Source organism: Anaerosporomusa subterranea (assembly GCF_001611555.1).
Taxonomy (GTDB): Bacteria; Bacillota; Negativicutes; order Sporomusales; family Acetonemataceae; genus Anaerosporomusa; species Anaerosporomusa subterranea.
The window spans coordinates 310,830-334,316 of sequence record NZ_LSGP01000013.1; the positions used below are offsets into that span (position 1 = coordinate 310,830).

The 23,487-nt window shown below is 44.0% G+C and carries 24 protein-coding genes and 1 riboswitch; of the genes, 1 reads left to right on the forward strand and 23 read right to left on the reverse strand.

Translation table 11 applies throughout. The features are described 5' to 3' along the window. Positions 1 to 473: 473 nt before the first annotated feature. From AXX12_RS05085 to recG, 9 genes are all read right to left on the reverse strand, one after another. Positions 474 to 1,184 (reverse strand): hypothetical protein, encoded by a 711-nt coding sequence (locus AXX12_RS05085; protein ID WP_066239049.1) that lies wholly within the window; start codon positions 1,182 to 1,184, stop codon positions 474 to 476. 575 nt (positions 1,185 to 1,759) lie between these two features. Then, complete coding sequence (locus AXX12_RS05090; protein WP_066239052.1) at positions 1,760 to 3,103, reverse strand: VanW family protein; 1,344 nt, start codon at positions 3,101 to 3,103, stop codon at positions 1,760 to 1,762. A 93-nt stretch (positions 3,104 to 3,196) separates the two neighbouring features. Further along, positions 3,197 to 3,976: a PRC-barrel domain-containing protein gene (locus AXX12_RS05095; RefSeq protein ID WP_066239055.1), complete on the reverse strand. Its 780-nt coding sequence runs from the start codon at positions 3,974 to 3,976 to the stop codon at positions 3,197 to 3,199. After that, positions 3,973 to 4,773 carry a tetratricopeptide repeat protein gene (locus AXX12_RS05100; RefSeq protein ID WP_066239058.1) on the reverse strand — a complete coding sequence of 267 codons (801 nt, stop codon included), beginning with the start codon at positions 4,771 to 4,773 and terminating at the stop codon, positions 3,973 to 3,975. The genes AXX12_RS05095 and AXX12_RS05100 overlap by 4 nt, the downstream gene beginning before the upstream one ends. Before the next feature lie 81 nt (positions 4,774 to 4,854). Continuing rightward, the gene (locus AXX12_RS05105; RefSeq protein ID WP_066239061.1) at positions 4,855 to 5,331 is read right to left on the reverse strand and encodes a PRC-barrel domain-containing protein; all 477 of its coding nucleotides are present in this window, start codon (positions 5,329 to 5,331) and stop codon (positions 4,855 to 4,857) included. A gap of 14 nt (positions 5,332 to 5,345) precedes the next feature. Then, complete coding sequence (locus tag AXX12_RS05110; protein WP_156478590.1) at positions 5,346 to 5,723, reverse strand: hypothetical protein; 378 nt, start codon at positions 5,721 to 5,723, stop codon at positions 5,346 to 5,348. 189 nt (positions 5,724 to 5,912) lie between these two features. Continuing rightward, a complete protein-coding gene (locus AXX12_RS05115; protein ID WP_066239067.1) occupies positions 5,913 to 6,431 on the reverse strand; it encodes a hypothetical protein in 519 nt (172 codons plus the stop codon). Positions 6,432 to 6,528: 97 nt separating this feature from the next. Then, entirely contained in the window at positions 6,529 to 6,714 is a 186-nt protein-coding gene (locus AXX12_RS05120) for a 2-hydroxymuconate tautomerase (RefSeq protein ID WP_066239069.1), read from the reverse strand. A 559-nt stretch (positions 6,715 to 7,273) separates the two neighbouring features. Next, on the reverse strand, positions 7,274 to 9,313 hold the full coding sequence (gene recG / locus AXX12_RS05125) for an ATP-dependent DNA helicase RecG (protein WP_066239073.1): 2,040 nt from the start codon (positions 9,311 to 9,313) through the stop codon (positions 7,274 to 7,276). Between the two features lie 149 nt (positions 9,314 to 9,462). On the opposite strand from recG, the gene rpmB reads away from it, so the two are divergent. Next, entirely contained in the window at positions 9,463 to 9,654 is a 192-nt protein-coding gene (gene rpmB / locus AXX12_RS05130; protein WP_066239077.1) for a 50S ribosomal protein L28, read from the forward strand. 47 nt (positions 9,655 to 9,701) lie between these two features. Here the strand turns inward: rpmB and hslO are convergent, their stop codons facing one another. The 14 genes from hslO to rlmN all read right to left on the reverse strand — a co-directional run bounded on the left by hslO (position 9,702) and on the right by rlmN (position 23,474). Continuing rightward, entirely contained in the window at positions 9,702 to 10,553 is an 852-nt protein-coding gene (hslO, locus tag AXX12_RS05135) for an Hsp33 family molecular chaperone HslO (protein ID WP_066239080.1), read from the reverse strand. A 40-nt stretch (positions 10,554 to 10,593) separates the two neighbouring features. Further along, on the reverse strand, positions 10,594 to 11,055 hold the full coding sequence (gene ribH / locus AXX12_RS05140; protein WP_066239083.1) for a 6,7-dimethyl-8-ribityllumazine synthase: 462 nt from the start codon (positions 11,053 to 11,055) through the stop codon (positions 10,594 to 10,596). Further along, positions 11,052 to 12,266, reverse strand: a complete 1,215-nt coding sequence (locus tag AXX12_RS05145) for a bifunctional 3,4-dihydroxy-2-butanone-4-phosphate synthase/GTP cyclohydrolase II (protein ID WP_066239086.1) — start codon at positions 12,264 to 12,266, stop codon at positions 11,052 to 11,054. Before AXX12_RS05145 ends, ribH begins: the two co-directional genes overlap by 4 nt. A 33-nt stretch (positions 12,267 to 12,299) precedes the next feature. Beyond that, a complete protein-coding gene (locus tag AXX12_RS05150) occupies positions 12,300 to 12,962 on the reverse strand; it encodes a riboflavin synthase (RefSeq protein WP_066239090.1) in 663 nt (220 codons plus the stop codon). Beyond that, a complete protein-coding gene (ribD, locus tag AXX12_RS05155) occupies positions 12,895 to 14,082 on the reverse strand; it encodes a bifunctional diaminohydroxyphosphoribosylaminopyrimidine deaminase/5-amino-6-(5-phosphoribosylamino)uracil reductase RibD (protein WP_066240289.1) in 1,188 nt (395 codons plus the stop codon). The genes AXX12_RS05150 and ribD overlap by 68 nt, the downstream gene beginning before the upstream one ends. Before the next feature lie 83 nt (positions 14,083 to 14,165). Continuing rightward, positions 14,166 to 14,281: riboswitch (FMN riboswitch) on the reverse strand. Positions 14,282 to 14,336: 55 nt separating this feature from the next. Next, a complete protein-coding gene (rpe, locus tag AXX12_RS05160) occupies positions 14,337 to 14,984 on the reverse strand; it encodes a ribulose-phosphate 3-epimerase (RefSeq protein WP_066239094.1) in 648 nt (215 codons plus the stop codon). Positions 14,985 to 14,987: 3 nt separating this feature from the next. Next, positions 14,988 to 15,863, reverse strand: coding sequence for a ribosome small subunit-dependent GTPase A (gene rsgA, locus AXX12_RS05165; RefSeq protein WP_066239097.1), 876 nt, complete (start codon positions 15,861 to 15,863; stop codon positions 14,988 to 14,990). Positions 15,864 to 15,880: 17 nt separating this feature from the next. Continuing rightward, the gene (gene pknB, locus AXX12_RS05170) at positions 15,881 to 17,755 is read right to left on the reverse strand and encodes a Stk1 family PASTA domain-containing Ser/Thr kinase (protein WP_066239100.1); all 1,875 of its coding nucleotides are present in this window, start codon (positions 17,753 to 17,755) and stop codon (positions 15,881 to 15,883) included. 13 nt (positions 17,756 to 17,768) lie between these two features. Then, on the reverse strand, positions 17,769 to 19,172 hold the full coding sequence (locus tag AXX12_RS05175; protein WP_066239102.1) for a peptidoglycan D,D-transpeptidase FtsI family protein: 1,404 nt from the start codon (positions 19,170 to 19,172) through the stop codon (positions 17,769 to 17,771). After that, positions 19,169 to 20,416, reverse strand: coding sequence for an FtsW/RodA/SpoVE family cell cycle protein (locus AXX12_RS05180; RefSeq protein WP_066239105.1), 1,248 nt, complete (start codon positions 20,414 to 20,416; stop codon positions 19,169 to 19,171). The genes AXX12_RS05175 and AXX12_RS05180 overlap by 4 nt, the downstream gene beginning before the upstream one ends. Further along, a complete protein-coding gene (locus AXX12_RS05185; RefSeq protein ID WP_066239109.1) occupies positions 20,413 to 21,132 on the reverse strand; it encodes a Stp1/IreP family PP2C-type Ser/Thr phosphatase in 720 nt (239 codons plus the stop codon). Before AXX12_RS05185 ends, AXX12_RS05180 begins: the two co-directional genes overlap by 4 nt. Positions 21,133 to 21,138: 6 nt before the next feature. Then, positions 21,139 to 21,588, reverse strand: coding sequence for an FHA domain-containing protein (locus AXX12_RS05190; RefSeq protein WP_066239112.1), 450 nt, complete (start codon positions 21,586 to 21,588; stop codon positions 21,139 to 21,141). A 3-nt stretch (positions 21,589 to 21,591) separates the two neighbouring features. Further along, positions 21,592 to 22,350: an FhaA domain-containing protein gene (locus tag AXX12_RS05195; RefSeq protein ID WP_231881830.1), complete on the reverse strand. Its 759-nt coding sequence runs from the start codon at positions 22,348 to 22,350 to the stop codon at positions 21,592 to 21,594. Positions 22,351 to 22,427: 77 nt separating this feature from the next. Next, entirely contained in the window at positions 22,428 to 23,474 is a 1,047-nt protein-coding gene (gene rlmN, locus AXX12_RS05200) for a dual-specificity RNA methyltransferase RlmN (RefSeq protein ID WP_066239119.1), read from the reverse strand. Positions 23,475 to 23,487: the final 13 nt, after the last annotated feature.

Below are 23,487 nucleotides of genomic sequence, written 5' to 3' on the forward strand. Positions count from 1 at the left end.
TTCGCCTACAGACTGTCATATCAAGCAAGTGACAGATTCATCTGGCTGATTGGGGGAATAGCATTGCGGTTTATTAAGTCAATACTTTTCATTTTCGTCCTCATATCCTTGTTGCCACTATACCTCATTTTTCTGGTATTTTCTTTATTTGTAGCGTTTGAGCCGCCAGCTATCCCGCAAAACGACTCTGCAGGTGGGGAAATGTTGTATCTAGCTATAAAGGCACCATATAGGTTCGTCAAAGAACTATACAAGAATGTTGTACAATGATGCGGTTAGAGAACCCAAAATCCTTGATTAATCAAGGTAGGCTCAAAAGACAGGTTTCAACCATATCCATATATATTCAACTGTCAGCACAATTCACCTACAAACTGTCACACCAAGAAATGAGAAGCATTGCCATCATTACATTCCGCCAGTAGGTAGGGGGAGGGGTCATATACTTGCAGACTTTAGCAGGGGGAGTTTCATTAAGGCTTTGCGAAGTGCTTGCGCTCACTCCACATACTTCCAAATTCGTATCGAGAATATGGGTTAATGTTTTCATGATAGAGATATTGTTTCAAATTTTCTAAGCATGAACAGCATAGTTTTTCGAATAGACCCACTGGAAACCCCAATTCCCATGGTCCATTTATATAACTATGGTAAAATGCCGAAGTATCTTCGTTGTCTTCAATGGCATATCCAGGCTTCCTGTATTCATGAATTAGCCTGTTTCGATATGCGTAGAATAATTCGGAATATCTTGCTTTCGTTACTGCAGATTCTTCCGCATTTTCTATATCAACTCTCTTATCTGGAAACGTCAACATTTTGCTTCCTTCGTCAAAAACGGGGTCAGCACTTGAGTCATAAACATGACCGCTTTCCCATGTGGCAATTTTTTCCCTGGTTGTGAGCAATAGTCGACTACTTTCTTTCTCTTCATCGGTGAGCATAAAATCCAGATTTAACTCAAGTTGAACTAGGCTAATTTTATCTTTATCTGCCCAATTTCCGTAATTTCTAACGAACGTCTTCATTCTATCGGAGGGAGATTTCTTGGGATACCTTGCTCTGCCAAGAGCATCAAGTATCGTAACGTATATTATTTTCTGATATAATTTGTTGTTTAATTCCTTGACTTTATGAATCTCCTCGTTAAAATGACTAATAAACTGATTAATTTTGTCATGCATATACAAGCAACTCCTTTCTTGTAAGTGTTTACCAAATTCGACACCCTGGTTCTAGTTCCTTTCATAATAATGCAAATAATTCTATGATAATCAAAGTAAGTTAAATTCCAACCGATTAGAACTCCTTGTAAGCCATACTCATAAAGTCTCGTAGGGTTTCTATCGTACCCACAGAAGTAAGTTCGTCCTAGAGCCATTAGACCGATGCTATCACCAATAACCCAAACCTTGATTTATCAAGGTAGGCTTGAAGCAGGTTTCAACAATAACCATACATATTCAACTGATACCACAATTCACCTACAGACTGTCACATCAGGCAATGAGCAGCATTGCCATCATTACATTTAGCCTGTCGGATAACATCTATTATGTCTAAGTAACCAGCAAGGGTGGGCGTGAAAATTGCATCTACAGATTAATTCATTCGATTGCAATTTTCATGACGACCCATGCGTTTCAATCAGGGGTCATGAATATGACCTCTCTTTACTGGTTACTTAACATAATAGATATTATCGGACGTAAAAAAGAGAGTAAAAAGAGGCTTAAAACTAGCCTCTTTTTTGTGGCGCTTATTTTGATTTTCCTTTTGTTTTTGCACCAACGCGAACAATCTTGTTGACTGGATTATATGTATCGTCCGCCAATGGTTCACGATTGAGTTCTTGTCCCTTGACGCTTCGTATCCGCGCAGTACTGACATGAAAACCTTTTTGCCCAACCTGGGTCGTAATTTGAACACCGGGATCGAGATCTGGATCTTGAATATATTCCGTCTTTGGCTCGACTGTAGTTAAGTCTGTTGTTACTATTCGAACCATTGGTTTGTCAGGTAGTGATTTGCCAAGTACTTTAACAATTAGTTCATTAGTTTTAGTTTCTATGGAAATATACACAGAGTCAGGCAATGGATTCTTGATCTTTAAATCGAGTTTCGAATCAAAATCAATTGTTGCATCAAGACCAATTGGAACATATCCTGCCGGGCGGAAATGCGGTGAACGCTCGATTATTGTCAAATCGGCCAGCAATGCCGCGTTGTATAAGGTGCTGCTGACTTGGCAGATGCCGCCTCCCCAATCGTCGGCTAGCTGCTCTTCGTTAACATAAGCTGGAGCCTTGCGATAGCCGCGCTGCTCGGTTCGTGGACCAACGCTAGCATTAAAGGAAAGGGTTTGCCCTGGACGTAGCAAAGTTGCATCTAGGCTATTGGCAGCTAAGTAAATATTTTGATTACGTGCTGTTTCGGCCGAATTAAATTCTGTTCTGTATTCACCTAAGACGTAATTGATATGCCGCAGATCCTCTTCGCTAACAGCAGGCACAACATCGCGGGTGGTTAAACTAACGGCTGGTTGAGAATTAAAGATAGCATTCTTCACGGCTTGCAAACTATTTACATCCAGTTCCCGGCCCTTACTCCCTGGAATAATGACAAAGTCATCATCATTTTCATGGCGAATTGACGCTGGCTTGGCAGCAATATAAAATTCTTTTGCTAAATTTTCCAGCAGGGTTGCCAACTTTGCTTCATTGAAAAATAGAACCGGCTTAACATCATGAATGCTGTGTAAAGCAAAAAAACGATGAAACAAATTGCCTTGACGCGGCTGTAAATAGGCGACTTGTGCTGTTCCTATCTCGTCAAAAGCTAAGTCGATATCTTTAGATTCAATCCACCATTGTTTATCCTCAACGGTAATAAGGAGAGAAGTTGAATTAAACGGAATGGAATTACTTAGTGCAGTTCGTGCATCCTCGATTGTTAGTCCGCTGATATCTGTCTCCCCTACTCGCACGGCAGGGAAAATATGCTGATCATGGCTGAGGGCTGTGTCAACAGCAATAATGTTAGCCCCCAAAAGCGCAAAAAGCAAAGCTAGATAAAGTCCTATTCGTTTCAATAACCGACGCAAGGTTACTCTCCTATCCTACATCATACTGGCGCAGGCGCGTCTGATGCGAATTCCCCGCTCCAGGCGGGGAATTACAATTACTTGGCAGTCTGATTAAGAAATACTCATCGATAATTCGACAAATTTGCCAGCTAGCTTAGCTTTTTGCAGCACAGCCTCTGTAATTTCTTCACCTTGTTCGATGACTACTACGCCGCTTTCAGCTTCGATCCGACGACTGGAGGTCTTACCCAGTAGATATTTTCGCTGCTTTTCTTCAAACATCTTTGCTAAGTCATCGGTTTCTTGCGCAGGTTCAACAGGCTCTTGATCCACTTCTAGATTTTGTACTGTTTCTTCACTAATAGGCGTTAGGGCATCGAATACAGGTGATGGAGCAGAGCTTACTGTTTCCAACCGCACAGGCTGCAATTCATTTTCAGCAGAAATGATGAGGACATCTTTGCCATATGTAATAACGCGTTGAGCCGAGAGACTACGAGTCTCTCCTGCTTCCTCAATTAAGCACTCGACGATTTTCCCATCAGCATCAATAACGATTTCGGCTACTGTTCCGCTAATATTGCCAACGCGGGTTAATGCCAAAGCGCCAACCACATTTGCATTTTGAAATAGTAGGTTATCGAACGTTGAAGATGGAGTTACAGACATAATATCTGCTTCAGTGTTGATAGTTACTGCATATTCACCCAGACCACTGATGGCGGAAAAAGGTAATGCCTTAGCTCCTAAATACCATTTTCCATCATCGATCAGCAAAGCCGCGACTCTGCCAGCAGCAGCATCAATTACAAGCTGATTTACGGTTCCCAATTCTTTACCTTCTTGAATACTGACGACAGTTAAGCCAATGATTTCACAGCTCTTTTTCATGTATTAGAACCCCCAGTTTCTTCAGACTCTTGGAGTTGCTGCAATTTTGACAGCAACTCATGGATTTGTCGCTCGATAGCGATTTTACCATGTATAGCAGAAAAGTTAAGACTGTCAGATAAGAGTTTGATCGCTTGCTGATATTCCCTTGCATGCTTCAGTGAATCTACAATCTGCAGAATAACTAATGGTGCGGCTTCACTATGGGGATTTGCGTCAAGTACTTTTTGAAAGAGTTTAGCAGCAGAGTGATAATCTTGCTGTTCTTTCAAATGAAAGGCTAATTCTAGTTGTTCGTCAAAAGTCTCGGGTGTAGAAAAAGCCTCATTAACGCTTACGGTTTCAACGCTGAGTGAGGCTTGTTCTTCCAAACACGATTGTTCACATGGAGGATTGACTATTTCTGTCTCGCACACAAAGTGATTAGCCGATCCTTGTACCATTTCTTGCTCTTGTACAAACAATGTCGCAGATACTGCTTCTAGGGGCGTAGGCTCGCTAAGACAAAGTGCCGTTTCAGACTCTGATTTCTGCGTGCAGTCGTCAAGCTTTTCATCATAGTAAGCCAAAAAATACGCAAAAATCACCGAGAAAACAGATAATACGCCTAACGTTCCCATCCAATCGGAATAACGGATGATAACTTTTGGCAATGCCATACTAACGAATAAGGAACAGGCGACGCATAGAATCAGTGGAATTATCCTCATCTTTATGCGAAGTATTTTATTAAGTAAAAAATATAATACGATAGCTGCTCCAGATGTAGAAAGCAGCGCAATAAAAAAATAATTCACAGCATCACCAGCAATAGTTATTACTTACATTTTATATAAGAGAATGGCTTATATGTATTAAGTCTGAGACTTTTATCCTTGTTATGCGAGGTCTTGTTCAGCAACAATGATCACATCTTTGCCAAAGGTTAGAATGTACTCACTAGAAAGCTGGGCTGAACCTCTTCCATTGGCAAGTTCAAGTTCACAAGCGGTAATTTTGCCTGCATCATCGACTGTATATTCGATGATCTTGCCCTGGATTCTACCTGACTTTGTTAGAACTTTTGCGCCAATAACTTTTACGCCAACGTTCAAGAGGCTGACGATGTCTGGAGAAGCTGCGACAGATGCCAAATTGTCAGAGTTTTCTACCATGACGGCATACTCGCCAATCCCGACAATGGCCATAAATGGCAGTACCTTTGCACCATAAAACCATTTACCGTCGTCCACAACTAGAGCGGCAACAGTTCCGCCAGCAGGGTTAATAACTAGCTCTTTAACGACCCCAAGTTCCTTGCCCTCAGTAATGCTAATTACCTTAAGCCCTAGTATTTCTGCGTTTTTCTTCATCATTTTATGCACTCCTCCTAAATAGCTTCCCCTAGTTTATTCCATTCCGCATATTCCGCATCAATTTCAGCGACAACCGCAGCCGGAATTCGTGAAAATGCTACGAGACTGAATCCTTTAGCCAGTAATACATTTTTAGTTATCCGAAGATAAGCGATCATATTGATAAACTCTTGTTGTAAAGGATGATTACACATAAGAGCCGGAAGTTTTTGTGCATTAGAGAACAATGCAATAGCTTCATCATAACTTCCTTTACTTTTTAGAAGGGCACCTATTTCTATGACTAAATAAGGAACAGTTGAAGCGCTTGGTTGTGAAGCAAGCGCACGCGTAAATGCACTCAGCGCTTCGTCGTATTTTCGTAGTTCTTTTGCCGCAAAACCATCGCTCATCAACAATTCGGCAGATATTGAATCTAGGGTTGAATTCAGAGTGTTGTCAGAATAACTGCAAGAATGCATACGTATACCGCCGCCTCGTTGTCAATAGTTCATTTCCTCAGGATCATTTATTCGACATCATGACGGGAAATCCTGTTAAGAAAGGAAATAAAGAAGAGGTATTTGTCGAAAAATACAAGATTAATTCAATGGGAACGGACAAAATCCAAGTTTCTCCCATGATTTGTTAATACACACCCGTAAAACGCTTTCTACACGACGCGCCATTATCTTTTTGAGTTCTGCTGATGACGATGCAAAGAGTCTGACTGCTGGGCTTGCACTACTGATGCTCACTTGGCGGTAAAATGCTGCTGTTTTTTCAAATATACTATTTACTAGCCATAGCCGAAGAAATTGTTGAGCTGGATCTTGGATTGTTTTGGCGTAAGTGGCAATGACCATCTGCCATTCTGCTTCATCGGGGATAATGTTAGAGGTAATTGACGGGAAGGCTATAGCATCAACCTCCGTTAGAGTAGCATCTTTAAGGGTTTGTAAAAATTGTTGTTGAAACGTAAGAAACACATTCATGGCGGGCAAAAGAGCGTCAGATGACTCCTGTGTTTGCTTCAATAGCTCAGACAAATTATTTTCTTCCATTTGCAACGCAAAGTCGAGGCGGTCTTTACTTTTATTCGCTTGAGTGTTCTTGCTCATAAATAAAATCCTTTCAAAGCCGATTAACGTAGAATCATATTATTTTTAGAAAGCAATATAGAAAAAGACCCTTTAGCATTGGGTCTTCTTCAAGTCACTATCTATCTGAGCGTAAAATTCCGCCTTCGCCAAAATGAGTCTTCTGCATTTCACAGATCACAATTTTGACGGCTTCTATTGGACAGCCTGCTGTTTCGACAATCGCGTCAGTTACTTTTTTCACCATGTCTCGCTTTTGTTCAATACTGCGCCCTTCAAGCAATTCAATGTGGACGATCGGCATAATGATACCTCCTTGTCGATTATAATGTGCTGTATTCGATAGAATACCGGTTATTTCCTGCATTTGTACTTCGCCGATACAGTGACTTCAAAACTATTATTTGGAAAAAAACATCGCCGTCCACCACGGCTTTTAGGGATAAATTTACAAAATAAAAAAACTCGCATCAATTGATACGAGCCAAATATGGGCTAGTATTAATGAGCGAGGAATTCCTTGAATATCTCGCAAGTTCCGTCTGACCAATGCACGCAATCGTCGCAACAACGGTCGAAGTTCTCCGGAGATACATTTACCCAAGAATATCCATAACCCATTGCCTGGATGACATGTTCAAAATGGTCACAGTGGTTAGCAATAAGTCGTAATCTTTCATGAGTGTAATGCGCCATAGTTTTTTTACCTCCTCGGCACAAGCCGTGATGTATAATCTAGTATGCGCTCAAATCGGGATTTTATTATTTTTTTTGCATGTATAGAACCTCGGAATAGTGAGCATAATTAGAATGTAAATTTTCTCCTCTCCCATATTTGAGGTGGCGTAAGCCACCTCCTTTTTTTAGCCTTGGACCCCTGTCATCCAAGTCGTAAAATAGTAATCTAGTGCTGGCCTAATTGTTTCCATCAAGGTGGGCGTGGAAACTGTGGTCTGAGCTGCTTGGCGAGCCTGCAGTAAGATTGGTAAGTCACGGATAACATCAGCTAGCTTCAATTCTGGAATGCCGTGCTGTTTTAGACCAAAGAATTGGCCAGGGCCACGCAGCAATAAGTCACGTTCTGCGAGCACAAAGCCATCCTGCGTTTCGGTCATGCTGCGCAGTCTAAACAGCGATTCGTCGCTTTGACTGTCAGAGATTAAGACACAAAACGATTGCTCCTGTCCTCTACCAATACGCCCACGCAGTTGATGAAGCTGAGCTAATCCGAAACGATGCGCGTTTTCAATGATCATTACTGTGGCATTCGGAACGTTAACGCCTACTTCAATTACTGTTGTTGCCACTAAAAGCTGGATTTTACCTTCACAGAAGTCTTTCATGATAAGTTCTCGTTCAGCATGACTCAGACGACCATGAAACAGTGCACAAGAAATGTTGTGCATATACTTTGTTTTCAATTCATCATAGAGAGCAACAGCAGATTGCATGTCTGAGTCTTCGGATTCATCAATCAAAGGACAAACTACATATACCTGTCGCCCCAATTCAATTTGTTTAACCACTAGATTCGAATAAACGCGGCTACGGAGTTCGCTGGAAACATGATAGGTTTTGATCGACTTTCGGCCTGGAGGAAGCTGTTTGATAGTCGATACATCAAGATCTCCGTAAACCGTTAAAGCCATAGTTCTAGGGATAGGGGTTGCGGTCATGACCAGCACATCAGGTGTTCTGCCTTTTGCTTCAAATTGAGCTCTTTGTTCAACGCCAAAACGGTGCTGTTCATCGGTTACGACAAGGCCTAGGTTTGCGAAAATTACATCCTTTTGTATTAAAGCATGAGTACCAATAATAATGTCAATTTGCCCTGTTCGTAAATTGAAGAGTGTCTCGGCCCTGACTTTTGCGCTGATGCTACCAGTCAATAAGGCTGATCGTACCTCAAGCGGATCAAGCAGTTCCTGCAAAGTCCGGTAATGCTGTTCTGCAAGTATTTCCGTTGGTGCCATCATGGCGCCCTGGAATCCATTTTCAACAGTTTTGATTAAAGCTAAGACGGCAAGCACAGTCTTTCCTGAACCTACATCGCCTTGCAGCAGGCGACGCATTGGCAGAGTTTCTTCCATGTCTCGGGTAATCTCATGCAGCGACAGTTTCTGGTCTGATGTCAGTTGGAATGGCAAAGTATCAAGTGTCTTTTGAAATAAGCTGCCATTGGTAGCATGTTTAATTCCTGACAGTGAATATTGTTGCTGACGTTTGTTATACAGCAAGGCACATTGCATATAATATAATTCCTCGAAAACCAATCTGCGTCTGGCTTCTTCTAGTTCTTGCTTATTACTGGGACAGTGAATAGATACCAAACATTTGTTGCGAGGCAGTAAGGAATATAATTTCATTATTTCATGTGGTAAGGTTTCTTCAAGATTTATAGTAGTTAACGCAATTTCGATAGCTAAGCGTAGCGCATTTTGATGGAGTTTTTCTGTAGAATTATAGATAGGAATGATTCCTCCTACCGTACTAGCATTGCCTGCCTCTTCCCATTCCACTTTTGATAACTGGGTTTTTCCGTAACGTTTTTCAACCAATCCTGATGCAACGATGCTCATATTGGGATGAAGAATTTGTTTGATATGCGGTTGATTAAACCACACAAGTACAGCGCTACCAGTATTATCGTGAACTGCTGCCGTTGTAATCACCAAAGAACCGCGCGGTTTACGTTCAGTAACCTGTACAACACTGGCTTGGATTGTTCCAAACTCATTATTATTCAATGCGCGAATCGGCGTAATGGCCCCGCGATCCTCGTAACGCATCGGGTAATGCTCTAGCAGATCTTGTACTGTTTTGATTCCCAGACGATTCATTTGAGCTGCCTTAACTCGCCCGATGCCTTTAATCGCGGTAACTAACCGAAGATCGTAATACAATAAGTTTCACTCCTTGCTTCCCCCCTAAACGGGTAGAAAAAAGAAATCTTGATGAAAGCTGGCCGAACCCTTGCGTCCAGACGAGTATATGTGATACAATATTTACATTGCAATGGGGATTTTGTGTCCTTTGTAAGGAGGTGGAATAGATGGCAAATATGTGTGAGATCTGTGGGAAAGGCGAACGTAGTGGCTTTAATGTCAGTCATTCCCATTTGAAAACAAAACGAACTTGGAAACCGAACATTCAAACGGTACGAGCTCTGAAGGACGGACAAATTAAACGGACTAATGTGTGTACTCGCTGTCTCCGTTCTGGCAAAGTTCAGCGCGCGATATAACTGAAGCGAGAGCTAAAAAAGACTTGGAAATCCAAGTCTTTTTTATTTTAGCTTAATGCTTGAATCTCTTGTTGTGAAAATTGGTATTTTTGGCTACAGAAATGGCATGTGAGTTCTGCTTGGCCTTCGGCTGCGAGTTGATCCAGCTCCTCTTTACCAAGGCTGATTAGAATTTTTTCTACTCTCTCTCGATTACACGAACAGGCAAATGCGATCGGTTTTTCATCTAAGAGAGTATACTCAATCCCAGTAAACAGCAGATCAAATATGTTCGTCGATTTGGCGCCTTCTTTTATCAATTGCGAAATTGGCGGCATATTTGCAATGTTGTTTTCAATTTGTTGGAGCACTTCATCACTTGCTCCAGGCATGGCTTGCACCATGAACCCTCCGGCCGCACTAACGTGCAGATCTGTTTCAACGAGTACTCCTAAGGCAACAGTAGAAGAAATTTGTTCAGATACCAATAGATAGTTGGTCACATCTTCTGCGATCTCGCCGCTGACCAGAGGTACACTGCCGGTAAAAGGGTCTTTCATGCCGGTAAAGCGAGTCACATGGATAAAGCCCTCGCCAACAGCCTGACCCACGGCCAATTTACCGTTACACAGCGGCAAATCAATTTGCGGATTGTTTACATAGCCTCTAACTGTTCCATTTGCGCGCGCATCAGCTACTACTTGGTCTAATGGACCATCACCTTTAATACGAATAGTGATGGTCTCTTCTGTTTTTAAATTAGCAGCCAGCAAAAGTGCGGCTGTCATAGTCCTTCCTAGTGCTGCAGCAGCTATCGGGTATAGGTTGTGTCTACGACGAGCTTCATCAACAAGGTCAGTTGTTATTGCAACAAAGGCGCGTACTCCGCCGCCTGAGGCACGAGCTAGATGGTCTTGCATAAATCCTCCACAGCAAATAGTTATTTCCTGGAAATATTACCTAAATTTGTTTAAGAAGATTGATCATTTCAATTGCTGAGACTGCTGCGTCGAAACCTTTATTACCCGCTTTTGTACCGGCGCGTTCGATAGCTTGTTCAATTGTTTCGGTCGTTAGTACGCCAAAGATAGTTGGAACCCCGGTTTCCATCCCGACATGGGCGACTCCTTTGGTTACCTCCGAACAAACATAATCAAAATGTGGCGTGCTGCCGCGAATGACCGCTCCAAGGCAGATTACCGCATCATAGTTTCCAGACCGAGCAAGTTTAGCAGCAACTAGTGGAATTTCAAAAGCACCTGGCACCCAAGCAACAGTAATGTTCTGATCAGAAGCTCCGTGCCGGTGAAGAGCGTCAACAGCGCCACCTAGTAACTTATTAGTAATAAATTCATTAAATCTCGCATTAACTATGGCAAAACGGGATCCCTCTGCCAACAATTTGCCTTCGATTATATTCATGATAGTCCCTCCTCTGTTGTTTTTAATAAATGGCCAAGCTTTGCACGTTTAACAGACAAGTAGCGTTTATTAAACTTGTTGGATTTAACTTCGATTGGTAACCGCTCGGTGATAGTTAATCCATAGCCTTCTAAACCGGCTCTTTTCTTTGGATTATTTGTTAGCAGCCGAATACTGGTTAGCCCTAGGTCTGCAAGTATCTGCGCCCCAATCCCGTAATCGCGCAGATCAGCCGGGAATCCAAGTATGACATTTGCCTCGACAGTATCTTTCCCTTTGTCTTGTAAGGCGTATGCCTTAATCTTATTCGCTAAGCCAATGCCGCGTCCTTCTTGTCGCATGTATAGCAAGACTCCCTTGCCTTCTTCTTCGATCCGTTTAAGCGCTAGCGCCAACTGCTCGCCGCAATCGCAACGCAAAGAGCCGAGTACGTCGCCGGTTAAGCATTCAGAATGAACTCTAACCAGAACGTTTGGCTCGCCCTTGACATCGCCTTTAACGAGTGCAAGGTGACAGAGGTTATCAAGGGGGCTCTCATAGGCAAAGACTTCAAAAGTACCATATTTAGTTGGCATACTCGCTGCAGCTGTTCGCTGGACGAGCTTTTCGTGAAATGTGCGGTATTTGATCAAATCAGCAATACTGATGAGTGATAGATTGTGTTTAGTTGTAAATTCGACTAATTGAGGCACTCGTGCCATGGTGCCGTCGTCGTTCATGACTTCGCATATAACTCCAGCCGGATAAAGACCAGCCAATCGGGCGAGATCGACCGCAGCCTCAGTATGACCAGCTCGCCGCAAAACCCCTCCTTCACGATAGCGGAGAGGGAATATATGTCCGGGACGACGGAGGTCTTCGGGGTTTGTACATGGGTCAAGTACTGCCTGAATTGTTGCCGCGCGCTCATGCGCAGAAATACCTGTTGTTACACTTTTGGCATCGATTGACACTGTGAATGCCGTACACAGTGCTTCTGTATTTTCACACACCATCGGACCGATTCCCAATTCATCGAGACGACTACCGGCCACAGGCATGCAAATTAGGCCGCGTCCATTAATAGCCATGAAATTTACAGCCTCAGGAGTAACTTTTTCTGCAGCCATCAAGAGATCGCCTTCGTTTTCTCTGTCCTCGTCGTCTACAACGACCACCATTCTACCTTCGCGTATGTCGCGGATGGCTTCTTCAATTGTACTAAATTTCATCTATTTGCACCTCTTTCATTTTGAACCGATATCTCAGTCAAAGAAACCGTGAGCCGCAAGGAAATTACGGCTTAGTGTTTCCGACTTTGTCTGAACGTCTGCAGACTGAGCCAAATCAAGCAGCTTTTCTGCATATTTGGCCATCATATCTGTTTCAATGTTAACTTTATCGCCTACTGATTTAAAATGCAGAGTAGTAGCTGACAATGTATGCGGGATGATGGAGACTGATAGCCAATCTTTGCCGCAATCTACGACAGTTAGGCTAATTCCATCCAACGCCACCGAGCCTTTGTTTACCACATAGCGAAGTAACCTTGAATCTGTCTGCAGTGTAATCAATATTGCATTATCGAGTGGCTGCTTGGACTGAATAATGCCAACTCCGTCAATGTGGCCGCTCACGATATGACCGCCAAGTCGGTCACTTAAACGGAGAGCTCGCTCGAGATTGACTTTTCGTCCGTTTGTCAGATCACCGAGTGCGGTTCGGTTCATGGTTTCCGGCATAACATCAGCGGAGAACCAGTTCCTGCCATGCTCAGTTACCGTCAAGCATACTCCGTTGACGGCTATGCTATCACCTAACTTAACATTTTGCAAAGTGATATCAGCGGTGATGGACAGCTTAGCTGATTGCCGACTGGTCATCACACTCTTGACTGTCCCTAATTCTTCCACAATCCCGGTAAACATTGCGTCCCTCCCTTGTTGTTAAGTAACCAGTGATCAATAAGTCATTGCCTACAAGTTCAAGCTCGATATCTTCCAACTCAGCAGCATCTTCTAAGCGTGCCACGCCAGTCCCTCCTATAGGACCAGGGGCTCGAACACCGCCCACAAGCTTTGGTGCTATAAACCAAAAGACGCTATCAACTAAATTTTCTTGGATTATCGAGGCATTGATCGTTGCTCCACCTTCTACTAGCACACTGGCCAATCCCTTTTGAGCCAAATATCGGAATAGAGCCCGCAAGTCTATGCCAGACGGTCCTGTTGGCAATTGGACAACCTCTATGTCGGCGTCAGCATATGCCTTCAAGCGGTCACTGGGAGCATTTTGACTAACAGCGATAATTGTATGAGCCGCCTTATCTGTTATTAGCAATGAGTCCAAGGGCGTTCGTGCATGACTATCAACCACTACACGTACCGGATTACGGCCCTGTATATGGCGTACAGTCAGTTGCGGGTTGTCGGCAAGTACTGTTCCGACACCAACTAGTACCGCATCAAATTGATCCCGTAGTTTATGAACGCGATGCCGCGACGCTTCGCCAGTAATCCATTGAGAGTGTCCGCTTGCTGTTACGGTTTTGCCGTCGAGTGTCATAGCCATTTTAATGGCGGTAAACGGTAAGCCTGTCGCGATGTACTTAATAAAAGCTTCATTTAATTTTGCTGCTTCACAGGCAAGAACACCCTCTGTAACCTCTATGCCAGCTTGTCGCAACATGCCAGCGCCGCAGCCAGCGACGCATGGATTGGGATCAGTCATAGCAAACACGACTCGGCGAATCCGCGAATGAATAATGGCATCAGTACAGGGACCTGTCCGACCGTGGTGGCAACATGGCTCTAAAGTAACATATAGAGTAGCACCGGCAGTCAAGGCTCCGGCATCACGCATAGCGTGAATTTCCGCATGTGCTGTTCCAGCCTTTTGGTGCCACCCTTGTCCGACGATATTCCCATCGCGGACAACTAGGGCGCCTACCATGGGGTTGGGGCTTGTTCGACCATAACCATTGCGAGCTAGTTTTAACGCCAAATCCATATAGTATTCATCTTGTGCAAGAATGTCCAACCCAGTCATCTCCAAATAAAAGAATAAAGGCTGACAACCTTTCGGTCGGCAGCCTTTGGCAAACAAAATAGACAGGGAAAGAGTCCCCAATTTCATGCCTTTTCCCATCCAGACTGTACTGTCGGTTCTGGAATCTCACCAGATCAGCCAAAAATGGCTCGCGGACTTTACCGCCGGTCAGGAATTTCACCTTGCCCCAAAGGCTGGCTATATGAATCTAAGCCTTATGTTACCACTTTATGCTGCTGTTTGGCAAGCCTTTCTTACACTTTTTTTAGTGACGCGATGGCTGCCTGGCAATCAACGACACCATAAATAGCTGAACCGGCGACCAAGATATCAGCCCCCGCATCTTTCAACTGAGCCGCATTTTCTGACGTCACTCCTCCGTCCACTTCAATCAATGCAGGAGAATTTATTTGCATTAGCATAGTTTTTAATCGTCTAATTTTTTTGAGGGCAGAAGGAATAAATTTTTGTCCACCAAAGCCAGGATTAACGCTCATAATAAGAATTAAATCAAGATCGTGAAGAATTTCCTCAATTACGCAAAGTGGTGTGGCCGGGTTTAGTGCAACGCCAGCTTGGATGCGGTGTTCCTTTATTGATTGAACTACTCGATGTAAATGAGGCGTTGCCTCAGCATGAATGGTTATTATGTTGGCCCCGGCTTCAGCAAAAGGTCTCACATATTCTTCTGGTTTATCGACCATCAAGTGGACGTCAAATGGCAATTGGGTAACCTTGCGGATAGCTTTAACAACGGGTGGGCCAAAGGTTAAATTTGGTACAAAATGACCGTCCATGACGTCAATATGTAACAAATCGGCGCCAGCGGTTTCAACTTTAAGGATTTCCTGTTCTAGGCGGGCAAAATCCGCAGACAAGATTGATGGAGCTATTTGAATCATTTTTTAATATCCTTTCCGGTTTTCACGCAACTCTGCCATTAGCGCGACATATGCGTCGTAGCGTTCGGGGAAGATGCTGCCTGCCGCTACTGCGTCTTTAACGGCGCATTGCGGTTCCTTTAAGTGAAGGCACGTCGAAAAGCGACACTTTGCTAATAATGGCAGAAATTCGGGAAAGCAACGCATTAACTCATTTTCCTCGATATCAGTGAACTCTGTGAAACTAAAACCAGGAGTGTCAACAACAAAACCTCCCGCCTCAAGCGGCAATAACTCCGCATAACGAGTGGTATGTCGTCCGCGTCCAATCTTTTTACTTACTTCTCCAGTAGTAAGAGTTAGTCCTGGCTGAAGTGCGTTTAAAAGACTGGATTTGCCGACACCGGACGGTCCTGCGAAGACTGTGACCTTATCGTTAAGAATCTCTCGCAGTTGGTCGATGCTCCACGCCTGCTTGGCTGATACCTGAATAACCTGATACCCAATCTGGCGATACCTATCAACAATTTTACCAATGTCTGCGGAATCGGCCATGTCCATTTTATTAATACAGAGTATGGCTGGCAATCCGGATAATTCCACTAAAGCCAGGAAGCGATCTACCAGAATGCAGCTAATATCCGGATTGACGGCGGCGAAGGTGAGCAATACTTGATCAACATTCGCGACCATCGGGCGTTTTAGCATGCTTCGTCTTGGCAGAATTTCTTCAATTACGCCCTTCTCATTTGCTATGTGATTAAACCTGACTACGTCACCAACAAGAAGCGAAAACCGTTCTTGCTTAAATCGGCCACGTAGAGTACATGTAACAACACTTTGACTAGTCTGAACGTAATAAAAGCTGTTGTAAGTTTTGATGACTGTGCCTTGGTTCACTATGGACCTCCCAAACGCTAGAACGTTTTTTCCTGTTTGAGCGTGTTGTTTATATACACTTGAACCCGCACCGGACTAGAAACCTCAAGTGTTTTCTCGATTCGTTCACCTGGCTTGTGAACACCTTCGTACAATACTTCCCTTCCATTAGCATCAGTGGCCACAATTTGTACGGATTGGCGAATTGGACCTTCGGGGACATCAACTTGAATTTTGATCTGTTTGGTCTCTTTCGCAATGTTGTTTTTAGCGACACTAAAATCAATATTAGAGTTTTCTAAAACTTCCGTGCCAGGCATAGGATTTTGATTACTAATGGTGCCGCTGGGATATTTGTCACTCGTTTCTTCAATTACTTTGCCTAACTTGAGTTTTAGAGTTTCAAGTTGTGTAACAGCTGCATTAAGCGTTGCTCCTCGAAAATCCGGAAGCGCAATTTTGCGTGGCTCAGGACCTTTACTGATAGTTAAATCGACTGAAGAACCTTTGCTGATTTGTACAGGTGGACGAGGATTTTGGTTGATGACAGTCTCCGGCTTTGCATCTGCGGAATAGGCCTCTTCCACTTTACCAACTACTAATCCTGAGTTTTTCAATTGAAGCTCTGCATCACGACGGTTAAGCCCACGGACATCGGGAACGCTAGTAATCTCGCCGCCCCTACTGATAATAAGGGCAACAGTTCGTTGTTCTTTAACAGTTGCGCCGGCTTCAGGATTTTGCGAAATGACGTAGCCTAAAGGCACCTTATCACTAAACGCATCCGTTTGAGTAACACGCAGATTTTGTTCTGCCATGATACTGCGAGCTGTCTCGACATGTTTACCAACTACATTAGGAACCGTAATTTCATTAGTAGTCCAAAACTTACCAAATGATAAAAATGCTCCAATTCCAAAGCCGAGCATGAGTATTCCGAGTAGAGCTATCGTGCCCCAACGTGAAGTGAAAGAAAGCTGTTTTGGCTCAGGCGGTGTAGGTTTTGCCCGGTTTTCATTATCTGATTCAGTTAGTTTCGGCAATACTTGGGTTGGGTAATCATCCTTTGCCAGCCGCTTAGTATGTTGGTCGCGCGAGTAATTTTGGGCAAGACGCAAATCAGCAATCATTGCCCCCATATCTGCATAGCGATCATCTGGATTCTTCGCTAGCGACTTTACAACGATCATATCCAAAATGGGTGGAATTTCAGGATTCACTTGACGAGGTGGCTGGACTTCCTCTTGCAGATGTTTAAGGGCAATACTGATCGGAGTTTCACCCGTAAATGGGACATTGCCAGTAAGCATCTCATACATCACTACACCAAGTGAATAAATATCTGATTTGGCGGTTATCATGACACCTTTGGCCTGTTCCGGCGAAAAGTAGTGCACCGAGCCGAGAATTGTACCTGTCTGTGTCATCGTAGCTGATGTCGCGGCACGTGCGATACCAAAGTCAGTAACTTTCACCCGACCTGTCCGGGTTATCAGGATATTATGCGGTTTGATGTCACAATGAATAATCTTATTTTGATGAGCGTTCTCAAGCGCTTCAGCGATTTCAATCGCAATAAATGCGACCATTTCTGTAGGCAGGGGGCCAAGTCTTTGAATACGCTGTTTCAACGTTTCACCAGAAACATATTCCATGACAATATAGTCGACATCCTGGTCTTTGCCAACATCGTAAATATTTACAATGTTGGGATGCGACAAACGCGCGGCGGCTTGCGCCTCACGCTGAAAACGGGAGATAAATTCATCATCGTTATTGAATTGAGAGTGAAGAATTTTTACGGCGACAGATCGATCAAGCAGTTTGTCATGAGCGCGATAGACGTCAGCCATACCGCCGCTACCGACACATTCGAGCAATGTATAACGGTCATCTAGAGTCCGGTTAATCATGCGCATCACCTCCTTAACGTACCACGTAGGATAATATCTGTCCGGCAATAGGCGCTGCCGTAGCACCGCCTGAGCCAGCATTTTCTACAATAACTGCAATTGCGAACTGAGGGTCCTTTACTGGGGCGAAGCCAATAAACCAGGCATGAGCGTCTCCGTGTGGGTTTTCAGCTGATCCGGTTTTTCCTGCAATTGAAACTGAGTAGGCATTTGCTGGTTTTCCGGTCCCCCGCTCAACTACTGTTTTCATCATAGCGGCTACTTTAGTAGCGTTTTCTACAGTCGTGGCTCGCAACCATTCCTGAGGTTGGGCTTGGAAAACAATGTCACCCTCAGAGGATAAAACTTTATCAACAATGTATGGCTTCATAACAACACCCTTATTGGCAAATGCTGCGGCAACTGTGGCCATTTTTAACGGTGTAGTCAGTAAACTGCTTTGACCAATGCCTGCCTGCGCTAGATCGCCATTGCCTAAATTACTAAAGTCTGGGACTTGGCTGGGCACTTCACCCAAATCTTCAATAACCTTCGAGAATCCGAAGCGCTCGTATGTGGAGGACATCTGGCTCCTGCCCAGTTCAAGCGCCAAACCGCCAAACGTAACATTACAAGATACAGCAAGAGCGTTCTCAAGATTGACTTTGCCGTGAATAGCGTTGCCGGATTCGTGTAGTATGTAGTCTGGAGGAACCTTGAGCTGTCCTTCGCAAAGAAATTGCTTATTTAGATTTGTGGCACTTTTCCGTAAGGCTGCGTCGGCAATCATGATTTTTACAATCGATCCAGGCGGATATAGCCCTTGAACGGTACGGTTTAAGAGAGGGCTATTGCTGGCTGTAGAAATAGTATTCCACTCTTTTTCGATTGCATTAGGGGCAAAACTGGGTTTACTAACGGAAATAATTATAGCGCCGGTTTTTACATTTAGCACAACGATAGCACCACGGCGATTGGCAAGAATACTATACGCCTGTTGCTGCAACTTGGCATCAACGGTAAGTGACAGCGAGTTACCGCTTTTAGGATTCAATAAACGAGCAACTGGTCCAAGCTGTCGCCCGGGATGACGATATCCGGCCAGATCGGCGTTATAAACTGCTTCAAGCCCTGCTCGGCCATAGGTAACGCTTTCATAGCCAATAAGCGGTGCAAAAATCGCACTATAAGGATACTCTCTCTCATAGCCACCAGATTTATCAAGTATGCTTTGAGCTAGTATTTCCCCCTTTCGATCGAGAATCTTGCCACGTTCTGTCCCACGGGCAGCGAGCTGAGTGCGTTTATTTAAATTGTGAGTGAACCAGAAGTCATGATGTACGATCTGTATATAGGCGATGTGTGCGAACAGTAGTATCAGTAGGCCAAATATCGATATCGCAACAATTCGAATTTGACGCCTAATTCTATCATTCATAAAACAGCCTCACCCGAGAAAGCCGCAAGCACTCCCATCAACAAAAAGCTGGACAACAATGAACTGCCGCCATAGCTGATGAAGGGGAGTGTGATGCCTGTCATGGGCAAAAGATTAGTTGTTCCAGCTAGTATAACAAAGATTTGAAGACCTAACAAAAGGGTCAGTCCAGCACTAGTTAATCCGCCAAAAACGGTTCGATTACGCATGGCAATTCGAAAACAGCGGTAAAGCAATATCATATATATTAGCAAAATACAGGCAATGCCAGTGAAGCCGAACTCTTCGCCGATCGCGGAGAAAATGAAGTCAGTATGTACTTCGGGAATGAGTTCAGGATGTCCAGAAGCAAGGCCGGAGCCGAATACTCCACCAGAACCCAATGCAAAAAGTGACTGTAGCAATTGATACGCCTTTCCATTTGGGTCAGACCAAGGGGCAAGCCAAATATCAATTCGGGTACTGACATGGGGAAACAATGTATAGGCAATCGATGAGCCGATCGCAAAAAATAATGCACCTAAGTAAGCAATAGACCATCGGCCGCTTGCCATGCAAGTTAGAATGAGAGTCGCGCCAAAGTACAATAGTGCCGCGCCTAAGTCGCGTTGGATGACCAACATTAGCATGGCTAATCCCCACACCATTAACAGAGGAGCCAGGAAACGAAAATGCGGCAACTGTATAGGACCGATTCTCGTAATCGATTGCACGAGCTCTATCTGACGACTACTTAAGTAGCCACTGATAAATAGGACAATACATAGTTTGGCAAACTCAGACGGCTGAACTCTAAAGGCGCCAACCGCGATCCAGTTCTTATTGCCGCCAATCTCGACACCAAAGACAAGTGTGGCTAACAGCAAAACGATGCCCAATAATCCGATGGTGTATTTATATGCATTTAATTGATATAGGTTGTGCCGTTTCCATACAACTGTGCAAAAAGCGCAAGTACCAATTGCTGACCAAATTAGCTGGGCATAAAATAGTGAGGGTCTAAGGCGAAAGATAAAAACGAGCCCGACGGCTGTTAAAAAATAGGTAATAGGCAACAATAAGCAATCAAGCGTTGGCGCATATTTGACGAGAAGGAATTGTGTCATCAACCAAAAACAGACTAGGCCAAACGACGAGAGTAGCGGCGAGAGCGCAATGTGACCAGTGGCTAGGCTGACAGTTGCAATACCTACGACCAAGAACAGACCAATGATCAATGTTAAATCGTACGGAGGACGAGTCATGTTAATGCCTCATGCTGCAACAGAATGACGGTTATATTGTCAAAGCCTCCTGCGCTATTTGCTGCTTCAATCAGTTCTGTTAGTCGCGCATCTAAACTATTGCTGCCGGCTAAGATCGTACAGAGCTGTCGATCGTCTAGCATATTTGTTAGTCCGTCTGTGCATAACATCAGGATATCGCCTTCATCCCATTCAAACTGTTCAAAATCAATTTGAACCGATTCTGCGGTACCGACTGCCCGGGTTAAAATATTGCGTTGCGGGTGGGTTCGCGTCTCTTCTAACGAAATTGTACCTGCACGCGCTAACTCCCATACCAAAGAATGATCTTCGGTTAGTTGACAAAGTTCACCTTGACGGAAGAGATATAGACGACTGTCACCCACGTGACCACAATAGACACTTTTCCCTTTAACCCAAACAGCTGTAAGTGTAGTGCCCATACCAGAGTAACGCGGGTCAGACTGGGATTCGCGAAAAACCACATGGTTTGCCTCAATAATTCCCTGCTCTAATAGCGAAAAAGGGTTATCAACTGATGAAGATAAATTGATATTGCTAATTAATGTGTCAATCGCCAATTTACTGGCAATCTCACCGGCAACATGCCCTCCCATCCCATCAGCGACGACAAACAGTTCAGGGATAAGAGCAGCATAGTTATCCTCATTGACGGGCCTAACCAACCCGATGTGCGACTTAGCGGAAACCAGCAATCTTGTTCACTCCTCAAACAGAAAAATCGTACTACCGATCGTGATCTTATCGCCTCGGTGCAAGACCGAATCGTCCTGTATTCGTAAATCATTATGGAGAGTGCCGTTAGTGCTCTTAAGATCAGACAAAAGATACTCGCCACAATAGTAGGATATACAGGCATGTTCAAAAGAAACAGTCGTCTCGTTGATGATAATATCATTGCCTTCACTGCGACCAATGTTGATAGTCTCACCAATCGGAAATTCGGCTTGATCAGTAACTAGAGAACCACGGTTTATCACTTTCAATTTGCCGGATTTCGGTTTAACCACTAGCAAAGAGGGATTCGTTGAACTATAAAAATCTAAGTATACGAGGTGTATTACCCGATACAGGAAAAGACACATCAACAGCAGCATACCATACTGCAGAACAATAACCAGCAAATTAGAGGCGAGTAGCTTGTTTGCCATGCGCTATTTCACCTCATATAGAATAACCGTGTTGCCGAGTTTGATTCGATCGCCTGAATGAAGTTGCTTGCGTGACACGCGATGCTGATTTACGTATGTACCATTTAGACTCTTAGCATCATAGACGACATGGGAGCCATGTTCAAACACGATGTATGCATGTAGGCGAGAAATATTGACATCACTCAAGGGCAATTCATTGCTATCCCGGCGTCCAAGATTGGCTCGCTTGGCGCCTATATCAACCGCTAATCCTGTATCACTACCTTCGATAACGGTTAACGAAGCGTCAAGTTGAACATGACGCAAGGACGTTTCGCCATACACAGGTTTATCAAATACCTGGGTCCCAGAAATATCATCATGTTTTGAGGAGGGGTCACTTTTACCCTCTTCCTGCTGCAAATTCGAAAAAGAAGCGAGAATTTGAAATGCACCACGCTTAAGCAATTTATCACTTTGTATTTCAATAACAGGCTTACTCGGGAGTGAATAGTCTTTTTTCTTAGCGTATTCTTGTATATAGGTTCGTAGTTCAGCGGTAATCAAGGCGAACGACGGCTCTAATTTTGCAAAGTCCTGCATAGTCAGAAAGACTATATAACGATCAGGAATGTAGATATGAGCAACACCTACCGCCTTTTCACGTTCGATCAGGCGGTGAATCTGTTTTGCAAGTTCAACCGGCTGAACTCCGCTAGAAAATTTTCTGTTAAAGAAATCTTCCAACTGGTTACCAATAAAATTCTCCAGCGAACGCACAAATTTCAAAAGAAACACTCCATTGTTGTAATATGTTACCATTATATGTGATTTGGCTGAGAGAGTCAAAGGCAAGTCTACAATCTGCCAGGAACTCTACGTCTGAGCTGCCCGCAGGCAGCCTGAATTTCTGTACCCATCTCCCGCCTCAGCGTAACACTTATCTGCTTTTGTCGCAATATGGCTTCGAATTGAGCAATAGTTTTCGCATCTGGTCGGGCCAAGCCTTTCTCAGGTACAGGATTTATCGGAATCAAATTGACATGCGCCAACCGACCATGTAACAACTTAGCCAATTCAACAGCATTTTCTTTGCTGTCATTCATTCCAGCGATTAAAATATACTCATACGTAACACGACGACCTGTTTGCTGGGCGTAGTAGTCTGCGGCTTGCAGAACTGACGCGATTGGGTACTGGCGGTTAATTGGCATGAGTTGCGAACGTAATAAATCGTTCGGAGCGTGTAGCGAAACAGCCAAAGTCACAGGAAGTTCTTCTGCGGCGAGCTTGAGGATACCGGGGACGATCCCTGAGGTTGATAGGGTGAAGCTTCGATAACTCATTTCATAACAATAAGGTTGTCGGCAAAGACGGATGAACCGAACCACTTGCTCATAATTGGCAAGTGGCTCTCCCATACCCATAATTACGACCGAGTCAACTTTTTGACCTTCAATTGCTAGAAGTTTATTGATATACGCAATCTGCGCTAGCATCTCACCACAGTCCAAATCGCGGATGATACCGTTTAATGTGGATGCACAAAAGACACAGCCCATGGCGCAACCAACCTGCGTTGAAATGCAAACACTATTGCCATATGGCTGGCGCATAAGGACTGTTTCTATAGTAGCACCATCAGCGAGGGCAAACAGAAATTTTTCCGTTCGCTTATCGCTAGATTGTTGCTTTTCAACTACACGCGGCTCATCAATGGCAAAATGCTCAGCTAGTATTTCACGTTGCTGTTTTGATAAATTGGTCATCGCTTCAAATTGAATTATGCCGCGGCGATAGATCCAATCTGCGACTTGCGACGCGCGGTACTTCTCGAAGCCAAACGGATGCAGCGCGCCAGCGATTTCTTCTGCAAATAAGCCATATAGCTTAGTTTTCAACATCCGTTCATCCTTT